We start from the raw sequence: 18,317 nt of genomic DNA on the forward strand, positions 1-18,317 counted from the left end.
GCTTGAGGCCGTTATTGATTGAGAGAGATTATGCGTCGCCTGTTCGAATTACTGGTCAACAACGTCCGCGAACATTTTATGATTTATCTGGCGCTGTGGCTTCTGCTGGCGTTCATCGATCTTATCTGGTTATGGTTTTTCTGAAGGTTCAGGATCCGGGATCCCCAGCTTCGTATTCAGACGACCGCGAGATTTATTAAAGATCTTATTGCCATTTTCGCGTCCTGCGCGCAGTTTTCTCTGCTCCTCTTCCGGCAGCTTATGCTCTTCCATGCAGGCTTCGCTACAGCAGCCGGCGAATTTCTCCGCGCAGGAAGGGCACTGAATAAACAGCAGGTGGCAACCATCGTTCAGGCAATTGGTATGGCTGTCACAGGGTGCGCCGCACTGATGGCAATGGGCGATAACATCATCAGAGATACGCTCTCCCATACGCTCATCGAAAACAAAGTTCTTTCCGACAAAGCGAACCGGCAGTCCCTGTTCGCGCGCGCGCCGCGCGTACTCGATAATCCCACCCTCAATATGCGAGACTTTAGTGAAACCATTATGCTTCATCCAGGCGCTGGCTTTTTCACAGCGGATACCGCCGGTGCAGTACATGACGATATTTTTATCTTTATGTTCCTGCATCATCTCAACGGCCTTCGGCAACTGATCGCGAAAAGTATCTGCCGGGATCTCCAGCGCGTTCTCGAAATGGCCGACCTCATACTCGTAATGGTTGCGCATATCAATAAAGACCGCGTCCGGGTCGTCCAGCATCGCGTTAACTTCAGCGGCCTTCAGATAATCCCCCACGTCTGACGCATCGAACGTCGGATCGTCAATCCCATCCGCGACGATACGATCGCGCACCTTGAGACGCAGAACCCAGAAGGATTTCCCGTCATCATCCAGGGCGATATTCAGGCGCAGCCCGTTCAGAGCGGGGTCAAAACCGTATAAGAATTCGCGCAGCGCATCGACCCGGCTTTGCGGGACGCTAATTTGCGCGTTAATTCCTTCGTGAGCCAGATAAATTCGGCCAAAGACGTTCAGCTTAGTCAACGCAATCCACAGCGCATCGCGCGTGGCTTTTGGGTCGATAATAGTGAAATATTTGTAAAACGAGATCGTCGTGCGCGGCTCGGTCTCAGCCAACATTTGCGCCTTTAACGTCTCATTTGAAATGCGGTTATGTAACACTGGCATGGTGTACCTGCTCGGCATAGTCAATGAGTAAAATAAACGGCGGGCATCATATAGCAAACAGGCTTAATTTACATCCCCACATTTTACGCTACATTTTTCTCACCCAAATTTGCTCGCATTAACATTAAATGCCATCGACAGCCGGTATTTTGGCTGAAGCATAAAAAAATGCGATAATAGAACACGTTGCTTAATTAAACAGGTATGAGATGACCCATTTACCTAAATTTTCCGCAGCGTTGCTGCACCCGCGTTATTGGTTGCTTTGGTTCGGAATCGGTCTGCTCTGGTTAGTTGTACAGCTTCCTTATCCGGTGATTTACCGGCTCGGAACCGGTCTTGGCCACCTTGCAAGACGGCTGATGAAGCGGCGGGCAAAAATAGCTTATCGTAATCTGGAACTCTGTTTTCCTGATAAGAGCGAGCAAGAGCGTCACCGGATGGTGGTGGCAAACTTTGAATCCGTCGGCATGGGGTTGTTGGAAACCGGTATGGCCTGGTTCTGGCCAACAAAGCGTATTGCACGCTGGACTGACTCTATTGGCGTCGAGCATATCCGGGACGTACAGGCGCAAAAGCGCGGTATTTTACTGATTGGCATTCATTTCCTGACGCTGGAGATGGGCGCGCGCATGTTCGGTATCAATGAACCGGGCATTGGCGTCTATCGCCCAAACGATAACCCGGTTATCGACTGGCTGCAGACCTGGGGACGCCTGCGCTCCAACAAAGACATGATCGATCGTAAGGATCTCAAAGGCATGATCCGCGCGCTGAAAAAGGGCGAAGTGATCTGGTACGCGCCGGACCATGACTATGGCCCCTCCGCCAGCGTATTTGTGCCGTTTTTCGCCGTTGACCAGGCCGCGACAACTTCGGGCACCTGGATGCTGGCAAAGATGTCTAAAGCCTGCGTTGTGCCGTTCGTGCCCCGCCGTAAACCCGACGGAAAAGGCTATGAGCTGATTATCCTGCCGCCGGAGTGCGATCCGCCGCTGGACGATGCGGAGACGACCGCCGTCTGGATGAATAAAGTGGTCGAGAAGTGCATATTAATGGCGCCGGAACAGTATATGTGGATGCATCGCCGCTTTAAAACGCGTCCTGAAGGCATTCCTTCTCGTTACTAGCGCTCTCTCCGCGCTCAGTCGCGCGGCGATCCCGCATTCGAATACGGATGCGGGGTCAATTCCCTTCCTTTAGCTTTAAAAGCTCCCCTGCATTGCGGCAATCATTTCTCAGGCGCATAATTAGTGTGCTCATATTTTCAATTATTTGACCTGCGCTGCAGGCCAGTGGAATCCTATGCCGTCTGCTGATACCCCCATTAACTGGAAACGCAATCTTACCGTCACCTGGCTCGGCTGTTTTTTAACCGGCGCCGCCTTTAGCCTGGTGATGCCGTTTCTCCCGCTTTACGTCGAACAACTCGGCGTAACCGGCCATAGCGCCCTCAATATGTGGTCAGGTCTGGTTTTCAGCGTCACTTTTTTATTTTCAGCCGTCGCCTCCCCCTTCTGGGGCGGCCTTGCCGATCGTAAAGGGCGTAAAATTATGCTATTGCGCTCGGCCCTTGGTATGGCAATCGTCATGCTGCTAATGGGCCTGGCGCAGAATATCTGGCAATTTCTGATCCTGCGCGCGCTGTTAGGCCTGCTCGGCGGATTTATTCCCAACGCCAATGCCCTGATAGCGACGCAAATCCCCCGCCATAAGAGCGGCTGGGCGCTGGGGACGCTGTCTACGGGGGCCGTCAGCGGCGCGCTGCTGGGGCCGCTGGCCGGCGGCTTCCTGGCCGATCACTGGGGATTGCGTACCGTCTTCTTTATGACCGCAAGCGTCCTGTTTATTTGTTTCTTATTTACCCTTTTTCTCATCCGCGAGAATTTTGTCGCGGTCAGTAAAAAAGAGATGCTCAGCGCGAAAGACGTTTTCTCGTCGCTTAAAAATCCGAAGCTGGTGCTGAGCCTGTTTGTCACTTCATTGATTATCCAGGTTGCGACCGGCTCGATTGCTCCAATTCTGACGCTATACGTGCGCGATCTGGCAGGCAACGTGAGTGATATTGCGTTCATCAGCGGCATGATCGCTTCAGTCCCTGGTATTGCCGCTCTGCTTAGCGCGCCTCGTCTCGGGAAACTCGGCGACCGCATCGGCCCGGAAAAAATCCTCATCGTCGCGCTGGTGATTTCCGTCTTGCTTCTGATACCGATGTCGTTCGTCCAGACGCCGCTGCAGCTGGGGATCCTGCGCTTCCTGTTAGGCGCCGCCGACGGCGCGCTGCTGCCCGCCGTACAAACCCTGTTGGTGTATAACTCCACCAGCCAAATCTCGGGCAGAATCTTCAGCTATAACCAGTCGTTCCGCGATATCGGCAACGTTACGGGACCGCTTATCGGCGCGTCGGTTTCCGCCAATTACGGCTTCCGGGCGGTCTTTCTAGTCACCGCCGGTGTGGTCCTGTTCAACGCGGTCTACTCGACCTTGACCCTTGGCCGTTCTCGCCGCCCTCAAGCAACCGACAATACGGGTTCCGGCACGCATTCGGTAAATTAATGCCCCATCCTTGACGCATCGCCAACCGCCTTCTATAGATTGAATCGTATTCATTTCTATTCATCTTAGGAGGTTAGCCATGCCAAAGGATTCGATGTTCTATGCCACGCTTGAAGAAGCAATCGATGCCGCCCGCGAGGAGTTTCTGGCTAATAATCCCGATAGCGACGAAGAGAGCGCCAGCATCGAGCAATTAAATATTCAGAAGTATGTACTCCAGGACGGCGATATTGCCTGGCAGGCAGAATTTTTTGCCGACGAGGATGAACAGGGCGAATGCCTGCCTGTCCTCAGCGGTCAGGCAGCGCAAAGCGTCTTTGATGGCGATTATGATGAGATTGAGCTTCGCCAGGAGTGGCTGGAAGAAAATACGCTGCACGAATGGGATGAAGGCGAATTTCAGCTTGAACCCTCGCTTGATACCGAAGAGGGCCAGGCCGCAGCCGATGAATGGGATGAACGCTAATTAGTTATAAGGGCCATGACTGGCGTCAAGCGGCAGCAGTAGCGTATCAAACACCAGTGAAAAGGGCAGGTCGAGAATGGTGATATAGCGCCATGAGGAATCGCGGACATCCCACTGAACGCCGGGATAGTACTGGTTTCCATGCCCCTGCCCAGGCACCGTGCGACTGATAATACTACCGCAGCCGCTGATAAGCAGCGTCATTGCGATAACCAGTAAAACTCTCATCAACAACCTCGATTCTCAGATAAAAAAATACCGGCGCCATTGCCGGTATTTTCCTTTACCTACGGCTTACTTCGTTTTTAACGCCAGCGGATTCAGCGTCAACTGCTGATAGGCGCCTACCCACGAAGAGTATTTCTCCGGCGCGGCCCACACGCGATAGTGCAACCGTGACATGGTGACCGGGTCGCTCAGCAATACCAGACGACGGTCGCGGTTGAGCTTATCCGGCGTCTCGTTCAGCGCCTGTTCAACGTGGCGCTCGCGTGCGATATCCAGAATATGCCCATGGCGGTGACGCGCGGTAGCCATCGCCGTTGCCAGCGCGTTAAACGACGGATTAAATACCGCATGCATAAAACCGTCTTCCAGAGAACGCTGACGGTTGAGCGTCAGGTAAGCATCGGTATCTTTAAGCACCTGCGGCGGCGAATACTCTTCCGGGATCAGGAACAGCTTCCAGCGCTTGGTGCGCAGGCCAATGGTCGCGCGGCTGGAAATGGCCGACACGAACGGAGACAGAATCAGCGAGACCACGATCGGCGCCAGCCAGAACAGGAAACGCAGATCCAGCCACGCCATGCCCACCGCCCAAACCAGCCCCAACAGCATCTGCGAGCCGTGACGCATGAACGCTTCGCCCCACGGCGTAGAGTCGTCATCACGCTGCGGCGAGTTCCACACCACTTCCCAGCCGAGGAACGCGCTGACCACAAATACGGTGTGGAACAGCATGCGTACCGGCGCCAGCAGCACCGAAAAGAGCACCTCCAGCAGCAGAGAAAGGGTCACACGGATAAAGCCGCCGTACTCTTTTGGCCCTTTACACCACACCAGAATAATACTCAGCAGCTTCGGCAGGAACAGCAGCACCATGGTTGAAGCGAACAGGGCGATAGCCAGCTCCGGGCGCCACTGCGGCCAGACCGGGAACAGCTGACGCGGCTGCAAAAAGTACTGCGGCTCGGTCAACGCATGCACCACCTGCAGGGCAGTTGAGAGCGCCAGGAACATGAACCACAGCGGCGCCGACAGGTATGACATCACGCCGGTCAGGAATACCGCGCGGTGAACCGGGTGCATCCCTTTGACCAGGAACAGGCGGAAGTTCATCAGGTTCCCCTGACACCAGCGACGATCGCGCTTCAGCTCGTCAAGCAGGTTCGGCGGCAGCTCTTCATAAGAACCAGGGAGATCGTAAGCAATCCACACCCCCCATCCGGCGCGGCGCATCAATGCCGCTTCCACGAAGTCATGCGACAGGATGGAACCTGCGAAGTTACCCTCACCCGGCAGCGGCGCGAGAGCACAGTGCTCAATAAACGGTTTGACCCGGATAATGGCGTTGTGTCCCCAGTAGTGCGACTCGCCCAGCTGCCAGAAATGCAGACCGGCGGTAAACAGCGGACCATAGACGCGGGTGGCAAACTGCTGACAGCGCGCATAAAGCGTATCCATGCCCGATGCGCGCGGCGATGACTGGATGATGCCGGCATTCGGGTTCGCTTCCATCAGGCGCACCAGGCCGCTCAGGCACTCACCGCTCATCACGGAGTCGGCATCCAGCACCACCATATAGCTATACTGGCTACCCCAACGACGGCAGAAGTCATCAATGTTGCCGCTTTTGCGCTTCACGCGGCGGCGGCGCCGGCGATAGAAGATCTGCCCTTCGCCCTGAACTTCGGCAATCAGCTCCATCCACGCTTTTTGCTCCGCCACGCAGATGTCCGGGTTGTAGCTATCGCTCAGGATATAGACATCAAAGTGCTCGGCGTTGCCGCTGGCCTTTACCGATTCCCAGGTCGCACGCAGACCCGCGAATACGCGGTCAACGTCTTCGTTGCAGATCGGCATAATCAGCGCCGTGCGATGCTCCGGATTCAACGGCTCATCACCGACGGTCGAGGCTGAGATACTGTACTTGTCGCGCCCGATCAGCAGCTGCAGGAAGCCCATCAGCGCGGTCCAGAATCCCGCGGAAACCCAGCAAAAAAGTACGGCGAACAGAATCAGGATCCCCGACTGCAGCACATACGGCAGCAGTTGCATAAAGGATACCCATAGATTCTGCCCCACCATATCGGCAGGGTTAATCAGCGCCCAGCCCTGGTAGGGCAAAATGGTTTTCATGTACCAGGTCGCCACAACGGTCTGCGCCAGCGTCAGCAGCAGCAGAATATAGCGGCGGATAGAGCCGACGGTACGCCATTTTTGCTCACTCTCCTGCTCTTCTTTGCTCAGGCGAGAAAGATAGCGCGGAGTCACATCGCGTCCGCGCAGCCGATCCCAGAAACGACCGACAGGGTTGGTACGCCAGGGGTCAGGAAACATAGAGGAGCGTTTTGCTTTCGGCATGGCGTTCAGCTGAGTGCGCCCTTCGTCATCCTTAACCAGTTGGTTACCGGCCAGTGAATCAGGCCAGCTATGCTCCAGCCGCGATTTCACCGACCCCAGCGGGGCGTCGTCTTCGCGTTTAAAAACGTGATGTTCAGCGTCCAGTGCTTCATGTACGGCCTGCAGGCTTGCGTCAGGTAACGCGCTTTTTTCTGCATCCGACAGCGGCAATGCGTCGATGTACTTCGTTATCTTATTCATTGGCAGGCAGCTGATAGCTCCAGGTTTCGCTCAGCGTCTGGTCGGTGTTGACCAGCGCAGCGCGCATATCCGTGGTTTTCTTAGGATCTTTCACTTTGACGCGCAGGATCATACGCCAGCCCTTAGTTACCGGGTTGTAGCGCACGGTATTTTCGACGATTTCAGCGTTATCACCGATGCTTGCCTGCGCGGTTACCGGAGTATCTGCGGGCAGCTTTTTCATCTCAGCGCCGGTGAAATCAACAATAAAGGCAATGGTGCCATCAGGCTGGCGAATCAGGTTCGATTGTTTGACATCGCCGGTAGAGCGGCGGGTCTGCATCACGTAGGCGTTATCCGGCGCATGCAGCTTGTCTTCGTCACGGCTGAAAGTGATGGTGTATTTGAAGTTCATCTCTTTGCCGGGTTCCGGCAGCTGATCCGGCGTCCAGTAGGTCACGATGTTATCGTTGGTTTCATCGTTGGTCGGGATTTCAACCAGTTCGATTTTCCCTTTACCCCAATCCCCTTTCGGCGTAATCCACGCGCTTGGGCGCAGATCGTAGCGGTCGTCGAGATCTTCAAAACGCGAGAACTGGCGGCCGCGCTGCAGCAGGCCAAACCCCTGCGGGTTTTCCATTGCGTAGCTGCTGACGGCGAGGTGTTTCGGGTTATTCAGCGGACGCCAGATCCACTCGCCGTTACCGGCAAGGATCGAAAGCCCGTTGGAATCGTGCAGCGCTGGACGATAGTTGGTGGTCGGAGACGGCTGATGCGGCCCAAACAGGAACATACTGGTCAACGGAGCCACGCCCAGCTTACCGACTTTGTCACGCAGATAGACCTTAGACTGCACGTCCACCACGGTATCGCGGCCGGGCATGATCACAAAACGATAGGCGCCGGTTGCGCGCGGGGAATCAAGCAGCGCATAAATCGTCAGACGTTTATCGGTGGCTTTAGGACGCTCAATCCAGAATTCACGAAAACGCGGGAACTCTTCTCCGGACGGCAGTGCGGTATCAATCGCCAGCCCACGGGCAGAAAGCCCGTATACCTGACCCTGGCCGAGCACGCGGAAGTAGCTGGCTCCGAGCATGCTGACAATCTCATCGTTCTTATCTTTGCTATTGATCGGATACAGGACCTTGAAGCCCGCAAAGCCGAGGTCTTTAACCGTGTCTTTATCGTGCTGCACGTTGCCAAAATTAAAATAGTCCGGGTTGTATTTAATTTTACGTACGCTGGTTGCCGTCACTTCATTAATGGTGACCGGCGTATCGAAATACATCCCCTGGTGATAAAACTCGAGCTTGAACGGGCTTTTCAGATTATTCCAATAAGCTTTGTCGTGATTAAACTGAATTTGCTGATAGTCCGCATACTTCATGTCGCGGAAGGCAGAGGGCAGGTTACTTTTAGGCGCTTCAAAGCCTTTGCCGGCTAACGTTTGTGCCTCTTTTGCGACGTCATCAATGCTGAATGCCCATGCAGATGAAGTACACAGGGACAACATTACGGCTGCGCTTAACCAACGCATTTTCATCATCTGTGGTTTATGTTTCATATAAGTAAGCACTTCCCCCTTTGTGTGCTTAAATCGATCCGATCTATTTTAATGGAAACTCAGGCATTCCGACAACATAATCCCTGCATTGTTCGGCATTGCGGCACAGGGAATACACAGTTCACTGGCCCGATTGCACTTTGCGTGCTTATCCTGGAGACAGTTAACCAGAGTTCATGTAGGGTTGCAGAGAATTTAAACGTTATCACGTTGAGTGATAAGACGAATTGTCTGAGAATGTAGTGATATTGTATGAATAATACTCCGGTACAGCGTGAATATTTTTTCGATAGCATCCGCGCCTGGCTGATGCTATTGGGTATCCCTTTTCACATTTCGCTCATTTACTCCAGCCATAGCTGGCATGTGAACAGCGCCGAGCCCTCCTGGTGGCTGACGTTGTTTAACGACTTCATCCATGCCTTTCGCATGCAGGTCTTCTTTGTGATTTCCGGCTATTTTTCCTACATGCTTTTTCTGCGCTATCCGCTGAAGAAGTGGTGGAAAGTCCGCGTTGAGCGTGTCGGTATTCCCATGTTAACCGCGATCCCCCTCCTGACCCTACCGCAGTTTATTATGCTGCAGTACGTCAACGGTAAGGCGGATAACTGGCACACCCTTTCCGGCTATGACAAATTCAACACCCTCGCCTGGGAGCTGATTTCCCATCTGTGGTTTTTATTAGTGCTGGTGGTTCTGACGTCGCTGGGCGTAGTAATGTTTAAATGGCTGACGCGCCCGCGTTCTGCCGCTGCGCCAACCTTTGGTGACACCGTCACATTAGGCCAGCTGTCGATGATTTTTCTCGCGCTGGGCGTGCTGTATGCGGTTATTCGCCGCACCATTTTTATCCTCTACCCACCCATTCTGAGCAATGGCCTGTTCAACTTTATCGTGATGCAGACGCTGTTCTATCTGCCTTTCTTTATCCTCGGCGCCCAGACGTTTATTAACGCGCGGCTGAAAACGATGTTTACGACCCCATCGCCATGGTGCTTTGCGGCGGCTTTACTCGGATTTATCGCCTACCGGTTGAATCAGCAGTACGGCTCTGGCGACGGCTGGATGTATGAGACGGAGTATGTGATTACCATGGTGTTGGGGCTATGGATGGTCAACGTGGTCTTTTCGCTTGGCCACCGTTTGTTGAATTTCCAGTCAGCGCGGGTGACCTACTTCGTCAACGCATCGCTATTTATCTACCTGGTGCACCACCCGCTGACCCTGCTCTACGGAGCGTGGATAGCACCGGTCATTAAATCGAATACCCTTGGGTTTATAACCGGGCTGGTTTTTGTGGTCGGGATTGCTCTGGTGCTGTATGAAATCCATCTGCGGATACCGCTGTTGCGCTTTCTTTTCTCCGGAAAATTCCAGCAAAAGACGGCTAAGCCGCAAATATCCGCCAGTTAAAACAGCAAGCTGCTGTGTGGAACGCACATAGCAGCGCTATTTTTGTGTAAACAGCAGCTGAAAAACATCGCGGTACAGGTTTTCCATCGCCGCTTTATCTACCGTCGGAGTCGTCGCAAAGTCGCAACGATAGGCCGATCCTTCGGTTAATATAGCGATAAATTCGCAGGCGAGGCTAATTTTCTCTGCGGACATCTCAGGGTGATAGTGCCGGGTTAGTCGCCCGCCCTCCTCTTTCAGGCGGCGATCGGCCTGGTTCATAATTTCACGCAGGCGCGGATTTCGGGACGCCTCGGCGTTAATTTCCATCAGCAGATAATTATCGCTTTTTGTAGAGCCGGTCACTGGGATCGCGCCGGCTAATACGGACGCCATACGGGCTAAATCATGATTCCCGGCAACGATTTCTCCCACTCTGGCATTCACGATCTCACTGACGATGACTTCAACGATCTCTTCTTTGCTGGCGAAGATGCGATATAGCTGGCCTACGCTAAGACCAGCCTGACGCGCAATATCCGCTACGGAGGCGCCGTGCAGGCCCTTTTCCGCAAAACATTTCTGCGCCGCGGCAACGATTTCCATCCGCCGAAGCCGTTGTTTTTGTAGAACCTTCCCTTCAGCCACCGATAACTCTCCCGTTATGATAATTTCCAGCGTTCCCAGGAAACTATCATATCTTATTCTGATGGCCGAGTTGTGCGCGACTTGCCTCAAGTAATCGCGTATAGATGCCGGCGGTTTCGGCATCAAAGCAAACGAAACACACGCGTTCCAGCGGGTTATAGCGCGTGAGGAAGGCATTTACCGTCCGTACGGCTATCTCCGCGGCGGCCTCTTTAGGGTAGCCATAAACACCGGTGCTGATAGCAGGAAATGCAATAGAACGATAATTGTTTGCCGAAGCCAGCAGCAGGCTATTTTTATAGGCGTCAGCCAGCAACTCCGCCTCTTGTCTGTCACCGCCGTGCCAGATGGGTCCAACGGCGTGAATAACCGCGCTGGCGGGCAAATTTCCTGCCGCCGTAATCACTGCATGACCGGGCGGACACTCACCCTGCTGTTGCCGCACCACTTTACAGGCAGCCAGCAGTTCTGGTCCTGCCGCGCGGTGAATCGCGCCGTCCACGCCGCCACCGCCAAGCAGCGACGGGTTTGCCGCATTGACGATAACGTCGACCGCAAGCGTTGTAATATCGCCGAGAACAACCTCAGGTTGAACAGCCATTTCTCCTCCTGTCGGCATACGTCTTCAAATGAATACACGAGGATAATATGGCACGATAGCCCCCGGGACGAAAGTCTGGGGGCAGAGGGTTACCGATACTCAACATCCAGAATAGCGAGGGTCCGTTGCGGGTTAATATATCTTAATTGCGCAGAACGGATATTTTCGTTGTGTATATTCCCTTTCTCAAGCTGTTGAGCAGAAATTTTAATCGCTTCCGCCCTCGGGCAATCCATAATAATCTGGTTATTTATAGTACTAAGCTGACAGGGCGCTTCCACCACCCGCCCGTAAAAATGAATGACGCCGGCCACGGTCTTTTCCGCGAGCACGGGGCTAACAAAACAGGGTAAAATAAACAGAGCGGCAAGTGGCGCATATTTGATTTTTTTCATTATAAAACTCCTCTGCATATCGGTATAGCGACTGAAAAGCACCAGCCATCCATGAGTGCATCGGGTTATATTTTTTTACTTCAAGTTAATTATATTAACAATTTAAAAACAAAATACATCATCCGTTAGAATCTGATAACAAAATCGATTCACTGACTTTCGGTGCAGTTAAAACATTTGATATATAAGGAAAAATAGAATACAGGGGGGGAGATTAACGACGGGGTAAACCTGGCGCCAAAAACGGCAAACGAGCCCGCAGGGCCCTTTTGTGATGTCAACGGGGATACATTAAAAAACGATCAGCTGCTTTGGTTAGCAAGAGGTTTATTTTTCTCAGCCCGGGTCGCCAGCCACAGACCGCTATTTTTCATAGCGTAGCCAAATACCAGACCCAGCGCGAGTGAAGGCACAACCAAACGCCAGTCGCCGCTGCCGGCAAACGTCGCACACGCGCCAATAAAAGTTCCCGGCACAAAAGAGAGCATCAGCTGACGCGCCTGAATGCACATCAAAAACGCCACGATGCCGGTCATGATATAGCTGACAATTTCCAGCTGCGGCGCCAGCGCGCTGCCGTGAATAATCACCAGCGCCCACACAACGCCGCTCATGACCGTACAGGTTGAAATGAACAGCCCTTTTAACCCACCTTGCGGACAGGCAAAGTAAGCCGTACAGCCGAGGAACCCCGCCCAGCTCAGCAGACCCAATGCGACCGCCACCCATCCCCAGATACCGGAGAGAATGCCCGTCGTTAATGCGATTGCGAAGAGTATGTTCATGGCGCGTATCATAACAGAAACGCGCCCGTCAAATGCGACACAGAGCACACTAAATGAAATTAAAAATATTGCGTTGCATTTAAATTGTGATGTAAATCACAAATTATTGTTCATTTTCTTCCTGCAGTTCATCCCACATAGCGGAGACCGCTTCGCGAGTCAGCGGGGCCATCGTACGCCAGAACGGCGTGGTGGCATGCGCTTCAACTTTGCCCAGGAACTCACCGCACCACGGCAGGATATATTCCGCGAATAGGGTTTCCAGAACTTCGCTTTCATCTTCCGCCGCGTGATCTTCCAGCCAGGAAGCGGCCAGCAGCAAGGAGCCGAAATGATCCGCCGTCCCCTCCCCCGTAGGTACGCCGTGTGCGGTGAGGAAACCACGGACTTCAGCTTCCGTAGCGCCGTCAACCCATGCGCTACGGTAAGGCGCGACGCGGCACTCTTCACCGACAAACAGCACGTTGTATTCGGCGGCCAGCGACTGCATATCACAGCTTTTTTGCAGGCGCTCCAACAGTTCATCCTGCTCCAGCGGCCAGCTCGCCGCCAGCTTCCCTTCGCGGATAAGGGTAAAGAGCGGAACCAGCAGCGGGTCCTGCGGCTGACGATAATAGAGAGAGCCCAGCACGCGGCAGAGGATTGAAAACTCGTTCATTCATTTATTCCAGTTATTCACATTAAAGTTCAGCCAGCTCAGGAATCGCAGGCATGCCGCGCGATTCAAGAAAATTAAGCAGACGCCGGGGCGTTACGTTAAGAATTCGCTCTTCCGGAAAACCGACGGCATCAAGAATTTTTCGGCATTCGCTAAATTCACCGAGCGTAAATGCCGTATGGGAATCCGAGCCCAGCGCCACCCAGCCACCGGCATCGCGGACGGCCGCCGCAACGGCGCGGCAGTTATCTTCGCTGCCGATACGCGACGAGACAAAAGAGGAGTTATTGATTTCCAACGCCACATGGTGCTTCGCCGCGGCGGCGGCAATGGCCGGGATGTCAACGGGAAATTTAGGGTTACCCGGATGGCTAATGATATGCACCGCGCCGCTCGCTATCGTGGCGATCATCGCTTCTGTATGCGTCGCTTTGTCCTGCGGAGGGAATACCGGCTCGTGAAAACCGGCGATAATCAGGTCCAGCGAGTTGAGCATCGGGCCGGTACAGTCGATTTCGCCCTGGGTATTTTTGATATTGGCTTCGATACCGCGCAGAATGCCAACGCCATCCACCAGCCGCGGCCAGATACGCATATTAATAAAATGCCAGTAATGCGGCGCATCGGCCATATCGGGCCCGTGGTCGGTAATAGCAAAGAGTTTGATCCCCTTGCGCTTTGCTTGCTCAATATAGTCGTGCAGGGTGCTGTAAGCGTGGGTACTGGCGACGGTATGCATGTGCAGGTCAACAGGATACATCACAATCTCCTTCTCTGTTTGTGGCAAGAATAGCAGGAATCTGCGCCCATGATCAGCAAAACCCCGCTCAGACGGGGCTATCGCTTAGTATCCCAGCTGGCGATTGACCTGCCCGCTGACCGTTTCGCCCCGTTCTAACTGAGCAATGGTTTTAGCGATATAAGCGATGGCTTCCAGAGGCCGGGTGACGGCAGCAATATGCGGCGTCATCGCCACTCGCGGGTGCCGCCAAAGCGGGCTCTCTTCCGGCAGCGGTTCGCGGCTGAACACATCCAGCATCGCCCCTTTTAACTTGCCGCTATCCAGCGCGACCAGCAGATCGTCTTCCACCACATGAACCCCGCGAGCGAGATTCAGCACATAGCTATTATCCGGCAGCTGCGCCAGGCGCGCGCTATTAATAATGCCAACGGTTTCCGCCGTGTTGGGTAGCAGATTAATCAGCACTCGCGTACCGTTCAGGAAATCCCCCAGCTCGGCTTTCCCCGCAAAGCTCGTTACCTGAGGCCAGGATTTGCGGCTACGGCTCCAGACGCGTAGCGGAAAACCCCAGCTTTGCAGGCTTTCTGCCACTTTCGCGCCCAGTACTCCCGCCCCCATAATGCCGATGGTGAAGTCCTCGCGCTGATACTCCTCCAGCGGCTGCCACCGCGCCTCCTGTTTTAAGGCCTGATAGTCATCAAAACGACGGAACCAGTGCAGCACCTGGCTCACCGCATACTCTTGCATCTGCAGACCCATGCCGGTGTCTTCCAGACGGAACAGCGGCGTAGACAGCGGCAGCATTTCCGGGTTTTCCCGCAGTTTACTTAGAATTGAATCAACGCCGGCGCCAAGGGCAAAGACGGCTTTAAGTTCGCGGCCTTGCAGCATTTCAACCGGCGGATGCCAGACCAGCGCATAGTCCGCGGGTTGATTATCACCGGATTTCCATTCGCGGACTCGCGAGCCGGGGAGCTGTTTTTCCAGCTCCGCAATCCAGAAAGGGGTGTCGAACGTCGGGTGGTAAAAGATGATATCCATAAGGGCTCCTGACAGCTGACGCTATCGGCAGGTTAGGCTAGCGTCGCGTTTTACTCGTTGTTTTCTATTGGTTTGCCAGCATAGCAAATTTCGTCAGGCGAGCGTGTGAAAAAGGGAATGGCGACAAAAAAATCGATTCTCGCGCATTTAGAGAGCAAGTTGCTTGAAGTTTGGCTAAACGGGCGATTTTTTTAAAAAGTTGATTGACGGGAGATACGTATTTCCCTAAATTAGCGCCCGTTCCCGGCAGCAACGGGAAAAACAATATGGTGAGGTGTCCGAGTGGCTGAAGGAGCACGCCTGGAAAGTGTGTATACGGCAACGTATCGGGGGTTCGAATCCCCCCCTCACCGCCATATTTAAAGAAGAGCTCGTACGCAAGTACGGGCTTTTTTTTCGCCTGTTGCACTCCCCCCGGTAGCCCGGACAGGTGCGCAGCACCGCCTCCGGGAAATGATGCCATCCTGCGCTCTGCTCCCGGGGGCGGCGCAGAGCGCCTTGCCCGGGCTACGGGTACGTGCGGCCTGCGTTTGGGTAGCCCGGACAGGCGCATCGCGCCGCCTCCGGGAACCGTCGCCATCCCCCCCGGCTTCAGACTTTCTTCGATAGCGCAGCGCCGCCGGGATTGTGGCAAATGCTAATCCTCCTCCATCCGCTGATACTCTTCGCTGAGGAAATCAACCAGCGCCCTGACCGAGGGCAGCAGCCCGCGGCGCGAGGCAAACACCGCATGGATCACCTCCCGGCGCGGTTGCCACTCATCAAGGACAACCACCAGCTCTCCGGCGGCCAACTGATCGCGCACCATTAATAAAGGAAGCTGTACCACCCCAACGCCGGCGATAGCCGCTTCACGGAGCGCCAGCATATCCGTGGTCACCAATCGGGGAGTGAAGTAGATCTCCGCCCTTGCACCCTCGGGACCGGTCAACTGCCACTTATGCTGATGTTTACCTGCTCCCAGGCTCAACCCCGGCCAATCGCTTAATTCTGACGGAACCCGGGGCTGCCCTTGCCGCTCAACCAACCCGGGGCTGGCGACCAGACGGTGCCCGCGGTCGGCCAGGACACGCATCACCAGGTCGCTGTCTTCTATCGGTCTTGGGCGCACGCGAATCGCCACGTCGACGCCCTCGCCAACAACATCCACTCGACGATTAGTGGCTTCCAGCTGAAGATTGACGCCCGGATAGCGCACCATAAACCGTGCCAGCATCGGCCCGACATGCGCATGCAATAACGTTACCGGACAGGTCAGCTTCACGCTGCCGCGCGGCTCGGAGCGCAGGGTTTCCACCGCCTGTTCTGCCGCTTCCGCCTCGATCAGCATCGCCTTGCAGTGTTGATAAAAAGTAAGCCCAACTTCCGTTACCGCAAACTGGCGGGTTGTACGTTGAATCAAACGTACGCCGAGGCGTTCTTCTAACTGGGCGATTCGACGGCTCAATTTTGATTTGGGTTGATCGAGCGCCCTTCCCGCCGCAGCAAATCCACCGTGATCGACCACCTGTACAAACCAGGCTAAATCATTGAGATCCTGCATCCTTCCTCCATCGTTCCATTTTTAGAACAGTATAGGTCGTTTTTGCTATCTAGCGGACTATTAGTGGCGAATATATGCTTATTCACATCAGAAACAGACATTCAGGAGACTGCCATGAAACAAATCACTGGTATCTACACCGCACCTTCGCAGCACTGGGTCGGCGATGGTTTCCCGGTTCGCTCAATGTTCTCTTATCAGACGCACGGCGAACAGCTAAGCCCCTTCCTGCTGCTTGACTATGCAGGCCCGCATCACTTCCCGGCGGGAACGGAGAAACGCGGCGTCGGCGAACATCCGCATCGCGGATTTGAGACCGTTACCGTCGTCTACTCCGGCGAAGTTGAACACCGTGACTCTACCGGTAGAGGCGGCGTTATTGGGCCGGGTGATGTGCAGTGGATGACCGCGGGCGCCGGGATCCTGCACGAAGAGTTCCACTCGGCGGAGTTCACCCGTACCGGCGGCGAGCTGAAGATGATCCAGCTCTGGGTCAACCTTCCGGCTAAAGACAAAATGACGCATCCGGGATACCAGAGCATTACGGCAGATGTGATTCCTGACGTTGACCTGCCGAACAATGCCGGCCGCATGCGGGTGATTGCCGGGCGCTACGAGGATACGGTTGGCCCCGCGCACACCTTTTCTCCGCTGAACGTCTGGGACCTGCAGCTCAACCAGAGTCAGGAGATCACCCTGCACCAGCCCGCTGGCTGGAGTACGGCGCTGGTCGTCCTGGAAGGTGAGATTGTGGTGAACGGCGAGGGCAACGCCCGCGAGGGTCAGCTGGTTGTGCTCAGCCAGAAAGGAGAAGCGCTCCACCTCGCGGCCGGTACCAACGCAAAAGTACTGCTGATGGCCGGTGAACCGCTGCAGGAGCCGATCGTGGGCTACGGCCCGTTTGTGATGAATACCAAAGCACAAATCGCAGAAGCGGTTCGTGATTTTAATAGCGGCCGCTTCGGCCAAATCTGATATTGAATGAGGTGAAGAATATGTCTACCCCAGCTAACTTTAATGGTTCTCGTCCGGTTATTGATGTCAATGATGCCGCCATGCTGCTGATTGACCACCAGAGCGGTCTGTTCCAGACCGTGGGTGATATGCCGATGCCGGAGCTGCGGGCGCGCGCCGCCGCGCTGGCGAAGATGGCTTCATTAGCCGGGATCCCGGTAATCACCACGGCGTCAGTGCCGCAGGGACCGAACGGCCCGCTGATCCCTGAGATTCATGCGAACGCGCCCCATGCGCAATATATTGCGCGTAAAGGAGAGATTAACGCGTGGGATAACCTGGAATTTGTTGCCGCGGTAAAAGCGACCGGGCGTAAAACGCTGATTATCGCCGGTACGATTACCAGCGTCTGCATGGCGTTCCCGTCCATTGCCGCCGTTGCCGATGGGTATAAGGTTTTTGCCGTCATTGATGCTTCCGGTACCTATAGCAAGATGGCGCAGGAAATCACCCTCGCCCGCGTCGTCCAGGCTGGCGTCGTACCGATGGATACCGCGGCGGTCGCTTCCGAGCTGCAGCGCACCTGGAATCGACCGGATGCCGCGGAGTGGGCTGAGGTGTATACCAAGGTCTTCCCGGCATACCAGCTGCTGATCGAGAGCTATGCCAAAGCTCAGGACGTGGTCAAGAACAATGAACAGCTTGATTCACAGCGTTAAAATGCCTGCCCCGCCGCGCTACGGCGGGGCAGTGTTCATTGCTTAACCGAACGATAGCAAAAGAATAAATACTGCTTGACCGTTTTAGCGCAACTCCCTATAGTAGCGCCCCGTTGCCCACCCAAGGTGAGCAGCAAAACAATATGGTGAGGTGTCCGAGTGGCTGAAGGAGCACGCCTGGAAAGTGTGTATACGGCAACGTATCGGGGGTTCGAATCCCCCCCTCACCGCCATATTTGAAGAAGAGCTCGTAC

General features: G+C 54.6%; 19 protein-coding genes and 2 tRNA genes. 9 read left to right on the forward strand and 12 right to left on the reverse strand.

Features of this window, described 5'->3' with window-relative positions; translation table 11 throughout:
• Positions 1 to 30 precede the first annotated feature (30 nt).
• Positions 31 to 144, forward strand: coding sequence for a YceO family protein (locus GUC22_RS16310; protein WP_004101037.1), 114 nt, complete (start codon positions 31 to 33; stop codon positions 142 to 144).
• Here the strand turns inward: GUC22_RS16310 and GUC22_RS16315 are convergent.
• Positions 130 to 1,194 carry a rhodanese-related sulfurtransferase gene (locus GUC22_RS16315; RefSeq protein WP_004137233.1) on the reverse strand — a complete coding sequence of 355 codons (1,065 nt, stop codon included), beginning with the start codon at positions 1,192 to 1,194 and terminating at the stop codon, positions 130 to 132. The genes GUC22_RS16310 and GUC22_RS16315 overlap by 15 nt on opposite strands.
• 209 nt (positions 1,195 to 1,403) lie before the next feature.
• Here GUC22_RS16315 and GUC22_RS16320 point away from each other — a divergent pair, with 209 nt between their 5' ends.
• The 3 genes from GUC22_RS16320 (at position 1,404) to GUC22_RS16330 (ending at position 4,216) form a co-directional block, all read left to right on the forward strand.
• The gene (locus GUC22_RS16320) at positions 1,404 to 2,324 is read left to right on the forward strand and encodes a Kdo(2)-lipid IV(A) acyltransferase (protein WP_004137234.1); all 921 of its coding nucleotides are present in this window, start codon (positions 1,404 to 1,406) and stop codon (positions 2,322 to 2,324) included.
• Positions 2,325 to 2,499: 175 nt separating this feature from the next.
• The gene (gene mdtG / locus GUC22_RS16325; protein WP_004137235.1) at positions 2,500 to 3,750 is read left to right on the forward strand and encodes a multidrug efflux MFS transporter MdtG; all 1,251 of its coding nucleotides are present in this window, start codon (positions 2,500 to 2,502) and stop codon (positions 3,748 to 3,750) included.
• A gap of 79 nt (positions 3,751 to 3,829) precedes the next feature.
• Positions 3,830 to 4,216 (forward strand): MysB family protein, encoded by a 387-nt coding sequence (locus tag GUC22_RS16330; RefSeq protein WP_004137236.1) that lies wholly within the window; start codon positions 3,830 to 3,832, stop codon positions 4,214 to 4,216.
• Here GUC22_RS16330 and GUC22_RS16335 read toward each other — a convergent pair whose 3' ends face one another.
• The 3 genes from GUC22_RS16335 to mdoG all read right to left on the reverse strand — a co-directional run bounded on the left by GUC22_RS16335 (position 4,217) and on the right by mdoG (position 8,585).
• The gene (locus GUC22_RS16335; protein ID WP_004131344.1) at positions 4,217 to 4,444 is read right to left on the reverse strand and encodes a YceK/YidQ family lipoprotein; all 228 of its coding nucleotides are present in this window, start codon (positions 4,442 to 4,444) and stop codon (positions 4,217 to 4,219) included. It abuts the gene before it with no gap.
• A 66-nt stretch (positions 4,445 to 4,510) separates the two neighbouring features.
• Positions 4,511 to 7,039 (reverse strand): glucans biosynthesis glucosyltransferase MdoH, encoded by a 2,529-nt coding sequence (gene mdoH, locus GUC22_RS16340; protein ID WP_024359557.1) that lies wholly within the window; start codon positions 7,037 to 7,039, stop codon positions 4,511 to 4,513.
• Positions 7,032 to 8,585, reverse strand: a complete 1,554-nt coding sequence (gene mdoG / locus GUC22_RS16345; RefSeq protein ID WP_024359558.1) for a glucans biosynthesis protein MdoG — start codon at positions 8,583 to 8,585, stop codon at positions 7,032 to 7,034. The genes mdoH and mdoG overlap by 8 nt, the downstream gene beginning before the upstream one ends.
• A 252-nt stretch (positions 8,586 to 8,837) precedes the next feature.
• Between mdoG and mdoC the strand changes: the two genes are divergently transcribed.
• A complete protein-coding gene (mdoC, locus tag GUC22_RS16350) occupies positions 8,838 to 9,998 on the forward strand; it encodes a glucans biosynthesis protein MdoC (protein ID WP_004137241.1) in 1,161 nt (386 codons plus the stop codon).
• A 36-nt stretch (positions 9,999 to 10,034) separates the two neighbouring features.
• Here the strand turns inward: mdoC and GUC22_RS16355 are convergent, their stop codons facing one another.
• The 7 genes from GUC22_RS16355 to ghrA form a co-directional block, all read right to left on the reverse strand.
• A complete protein-coding gene (locus tag GUC22_RS16355) occupies positions 10,035 to 10,625 on the reverse strand; it encodes a TetR/AcrR family transcriptional regulator (RefSeq protein ID WP_024359559.1) in 591 nt (196 codons plus the stop codon).
• A gap of 46 nt (positions 10,626 to 10,671) precedes the next feature.
• Complete coding sequence (ymdB, locus tag GUC22_RS16360) at positions 10,672 to 11,226, reverse strand: O-acetyl-ADP-ribose deacetylase (RefSeq protein WP_024359560.1); 555 nt, start codon at positions 11,224 to 11,226, stop codon at positions 10,672 to 10,674.
• 89 nt (positions 11,227 to 11,315) lie between these two features.
• Complete coding sequence (locus GUC22_RS16365; protein ID WP_004871239.1) at positions 11,316 to 11,621, reverse strand: type 1 fimbrial protein; 306 nt, start codon at positions 11,619 to 11,621, stop codon at positions 11,316 to 11,318.
• A gap of 302 nt (positions 11,622 to 11,923) precedes the next feature.
• Positions 11,924 to 12,406 (reverse strand): DUF1097 domain-containing protein, encoded by a 483-nt coding sequence (locus GUC22_RS16370; protein WP_004871242.1) that lies wholly within the window; start codon positions 12,404 to 12,406, stop codon positions 11,924 to 11,926.
• A 103-nt stretch (positions 12,407 to 12,509) separates the two neighbouring features.
• Positions 12,510 to 13,064, reverse strand: coding sequence for a molecular chaperone (locus GUC22_RS16375; RefSeq protein ID WP_024359562.1), 555 nt, complete (start codon positions 13,062 to 13,064; stop codon positions 12,510 to 12,512).
• Between the two features lie 22 nt (positions 13,065 to 13,086).
• The gene (locus GUC22_RS16380; protein ID WP_024359563.1) at positions 13,087 to 13,824 is read right to left on the reverse strand and encodes a phosphatase; all 738 of its coding nucleotides are present in this window, start codon (positions 13,822 to 13,824) and stop codon (positions 13,087 to 13,089) included.
• An 84-nt stretch (positions 13,825 to 13,908) separates the two neighbouring features.
• Positions 13,909 to 14,847, reverse strand: coding sequence for a glyoxylate/hydroxypyruvate reductase GhrA (gene ghrA, locus GUC22_RS16385; protein ID WP_024359564.1), 939 nt, complete (start codon positions 14,845 to 14,847; stop codon positions 13,909 to 13,911).
• Positions 14,848 to 15,115: 268 nt separating this feature from the next.
• Between ghrA and GUC22_RS16390 the strand changes: the two genes are divergently transcribed.
• Positions 15,116 to 15,203 (forward strand) — tRNA-Ser (locus GUC22_RS16390).
• A 281-nt stretch (positions 15,204 to 15,484) separates the two neighbouring features.
• Here the strand turns inward: GUC22_RS16390 and GUC22_RS16395 are convergent.
• The gene (locus tag GUC22_RS16395) at positions 15,485 to 16,390 is read right to left on the reverse strand and encodes a LysR family transcriptional regulator (protein WP_024359565.1); all 906 of its coding nucleotides are present in this window, start codon (positions 16,388 to 16,390) and stop codon (positions 15,485 to 15,487) included.
• Positions 16,391 to 16,504: 114 nt separating this feature from the next.
• Here GUC22_RS16395 and GUC22_RS16400 point away from each other — a divergent pair, with 114 nt between their 5' ends.
• From GUC22_RS16400 to GUC22_RS16410, 3 genes are all read left to right on the forward strand, one after another.
• Complete coding sequence (locus tag GUC22_RS16400; protein WP_024359566.1) at positions 16,505 to 17,365, forward strand: pirin family protein; 861 nt, start codon at positions 16,505 to 16,507, stop codon at positions 17,363 to 17,365.
• A 20-nt stretch (positions 17,366 to 17,385) separates the two neighbouring features.
• The gene (locus tag GUC22_RS16405; RefSeq protein WP_024359567.1) at positions 17,386 to 18,063 is read left to right on the forward strand and encodes an isochorismatase family protein; all 678 of its coding nucleotides are present in this window, start codon (positions 17,386 to 17,388) and stop codon (positions 18,061 to 18,063) included.
• A 145-nt stretch (positions 18,064 to 18,208) separates the two neighbouring features.
• Positions 18,209 to 18,296: transfer RNA gene (locus GUC22_RS16410), tRNA-Ser, on the forward strand.
• Positions 18,297 to 18,317: the final 21 nt, after the last annotated feature.

The organism is Klebsiella sp. MPUS7 (genome assembly GCF_009905335.1).
Lineage (GTDB): Bacteria > Pseudomonadota > Gammaproteobacteria > Enterobacterales > Enterobacteriaceae > Klebsiella > Klebsiella grimontii.

Coding starts and splice junctions, on each gene's coding strand:
- GUC22_RS16335 (WP_004131344.1), bottom strand. CDS start 4,444: ATGAGAGTTTTACTGGTTATCGCAATGACGCTGCTTATCAGCGGCTGC.
- mdoH (WP_024359557.1), bottom strand. CDS start 7,039: ATGAATAAGATAACGAAGTACATCGACGCATTGCCGCTGTCGGATGCA.
- GUC22_RS16315 (WP_004137233.1), bottom strand. CDS start 1,194: ATGCCAGTGTTACATAACCGCATTTCAAATGAGACGTTAAAGGCGCAA.
- GUC22_RS16370 (WP_004871242.1), bottom strand. CDS start 12,406: ATGAACATACTCTTCGCAATCGCATTAACGACGGGCATTCTCTCCGGT.
- GUC22_RS16400 (WP_024359566.1), top strand. CDS start 16,505: ATGAAACAAATCACTGGTATCTACACCGCACCTTCGCAGCACTGGGTC.
- GUC22_RS16395 (WP_024359565.1), bottom strand. CDS start 16,390: ATGCAGGATCTCAATGATTTAGCCTGGTTTGTACAGGTGGTCGATCAC.
- GUC22_RS16320 (WP_004137234.1), top strand. CDS start 1,404: ATGACCCATTTACCTAAATTTTCCGCAGCGTTGCTGCACCCGCGTTAT.
- mdoG (WP_024359558.1), bottom strand. CDS start 8,585: ATGAAACATAAACCACAGATGATGAAAATGCGTTGGTTAAGCGCAGCC.
- GUC22_RS16365 (WP_004871239.1), bottom strand. CDS start 11,621: ATGAAAAAAATCAAATATGCGCCACTTGCCGCTCTGTTTATTTTACCC.
- mdtG (WP_004137235.1), top strand. CDS start 2,500: ATGCCGTCTGCTGATACCCCCATTAACTGGAAACGCAATCTTACCGTC.
- mdoC (WP_004137241.1), top strand. CDS start 8,838: ATGAATAATACTCCGGTACAGCGTGAATATTTTTTCGATAGCATCCGC.
- GUC22_RS16405 (WP_024359567.1), top strand. CDS start 17,386: ATGTCTACCCCAGCTAACTTTAATGGTTCTCGTCCGGTTATTGATGTC.
- ymdB (WP_024359560.1), bottom strand. CDS start 11,226: ATGGCTGTTCAACCTGAGGTTGTTCTCGGCGATATTACAACGCTTGCG.
- GUC22_RS16310 (WP_004101037.1), top strand. CDS start 31: ATGCGTCGCCTGTTCGAATTACTGGTCAACAACGTCCGCGAACATTTT.
- GUC22_RS16375 (WP_024359562.1), bottom strand. CDS start 13,064: ATGAACGAGTTTTCAATCCTCTGCCGCGTGCTGGGCTCTCTCTATTAT.
- GUC22_RS16330 (WP_004137236.1), top strand. CDS start 3,830: ATGCCAAAGGATTCGATGTTCTATGCCACGCTTGAAGAAGCAATCGAT.
- ghrA (WP_024359564.1), bottom strand. CDS start 14,847: ATGGATATCATCTTTTACCACCCGACGTTCGACACCCCTTTCTGGATT.
- GUC22_RS16380 (WP_024359563.1), bottom strand. CDS start 13,824: ATGTATCCTGTTGACCTGCACATGCATACCGTCGCCAGTACCCACGCT.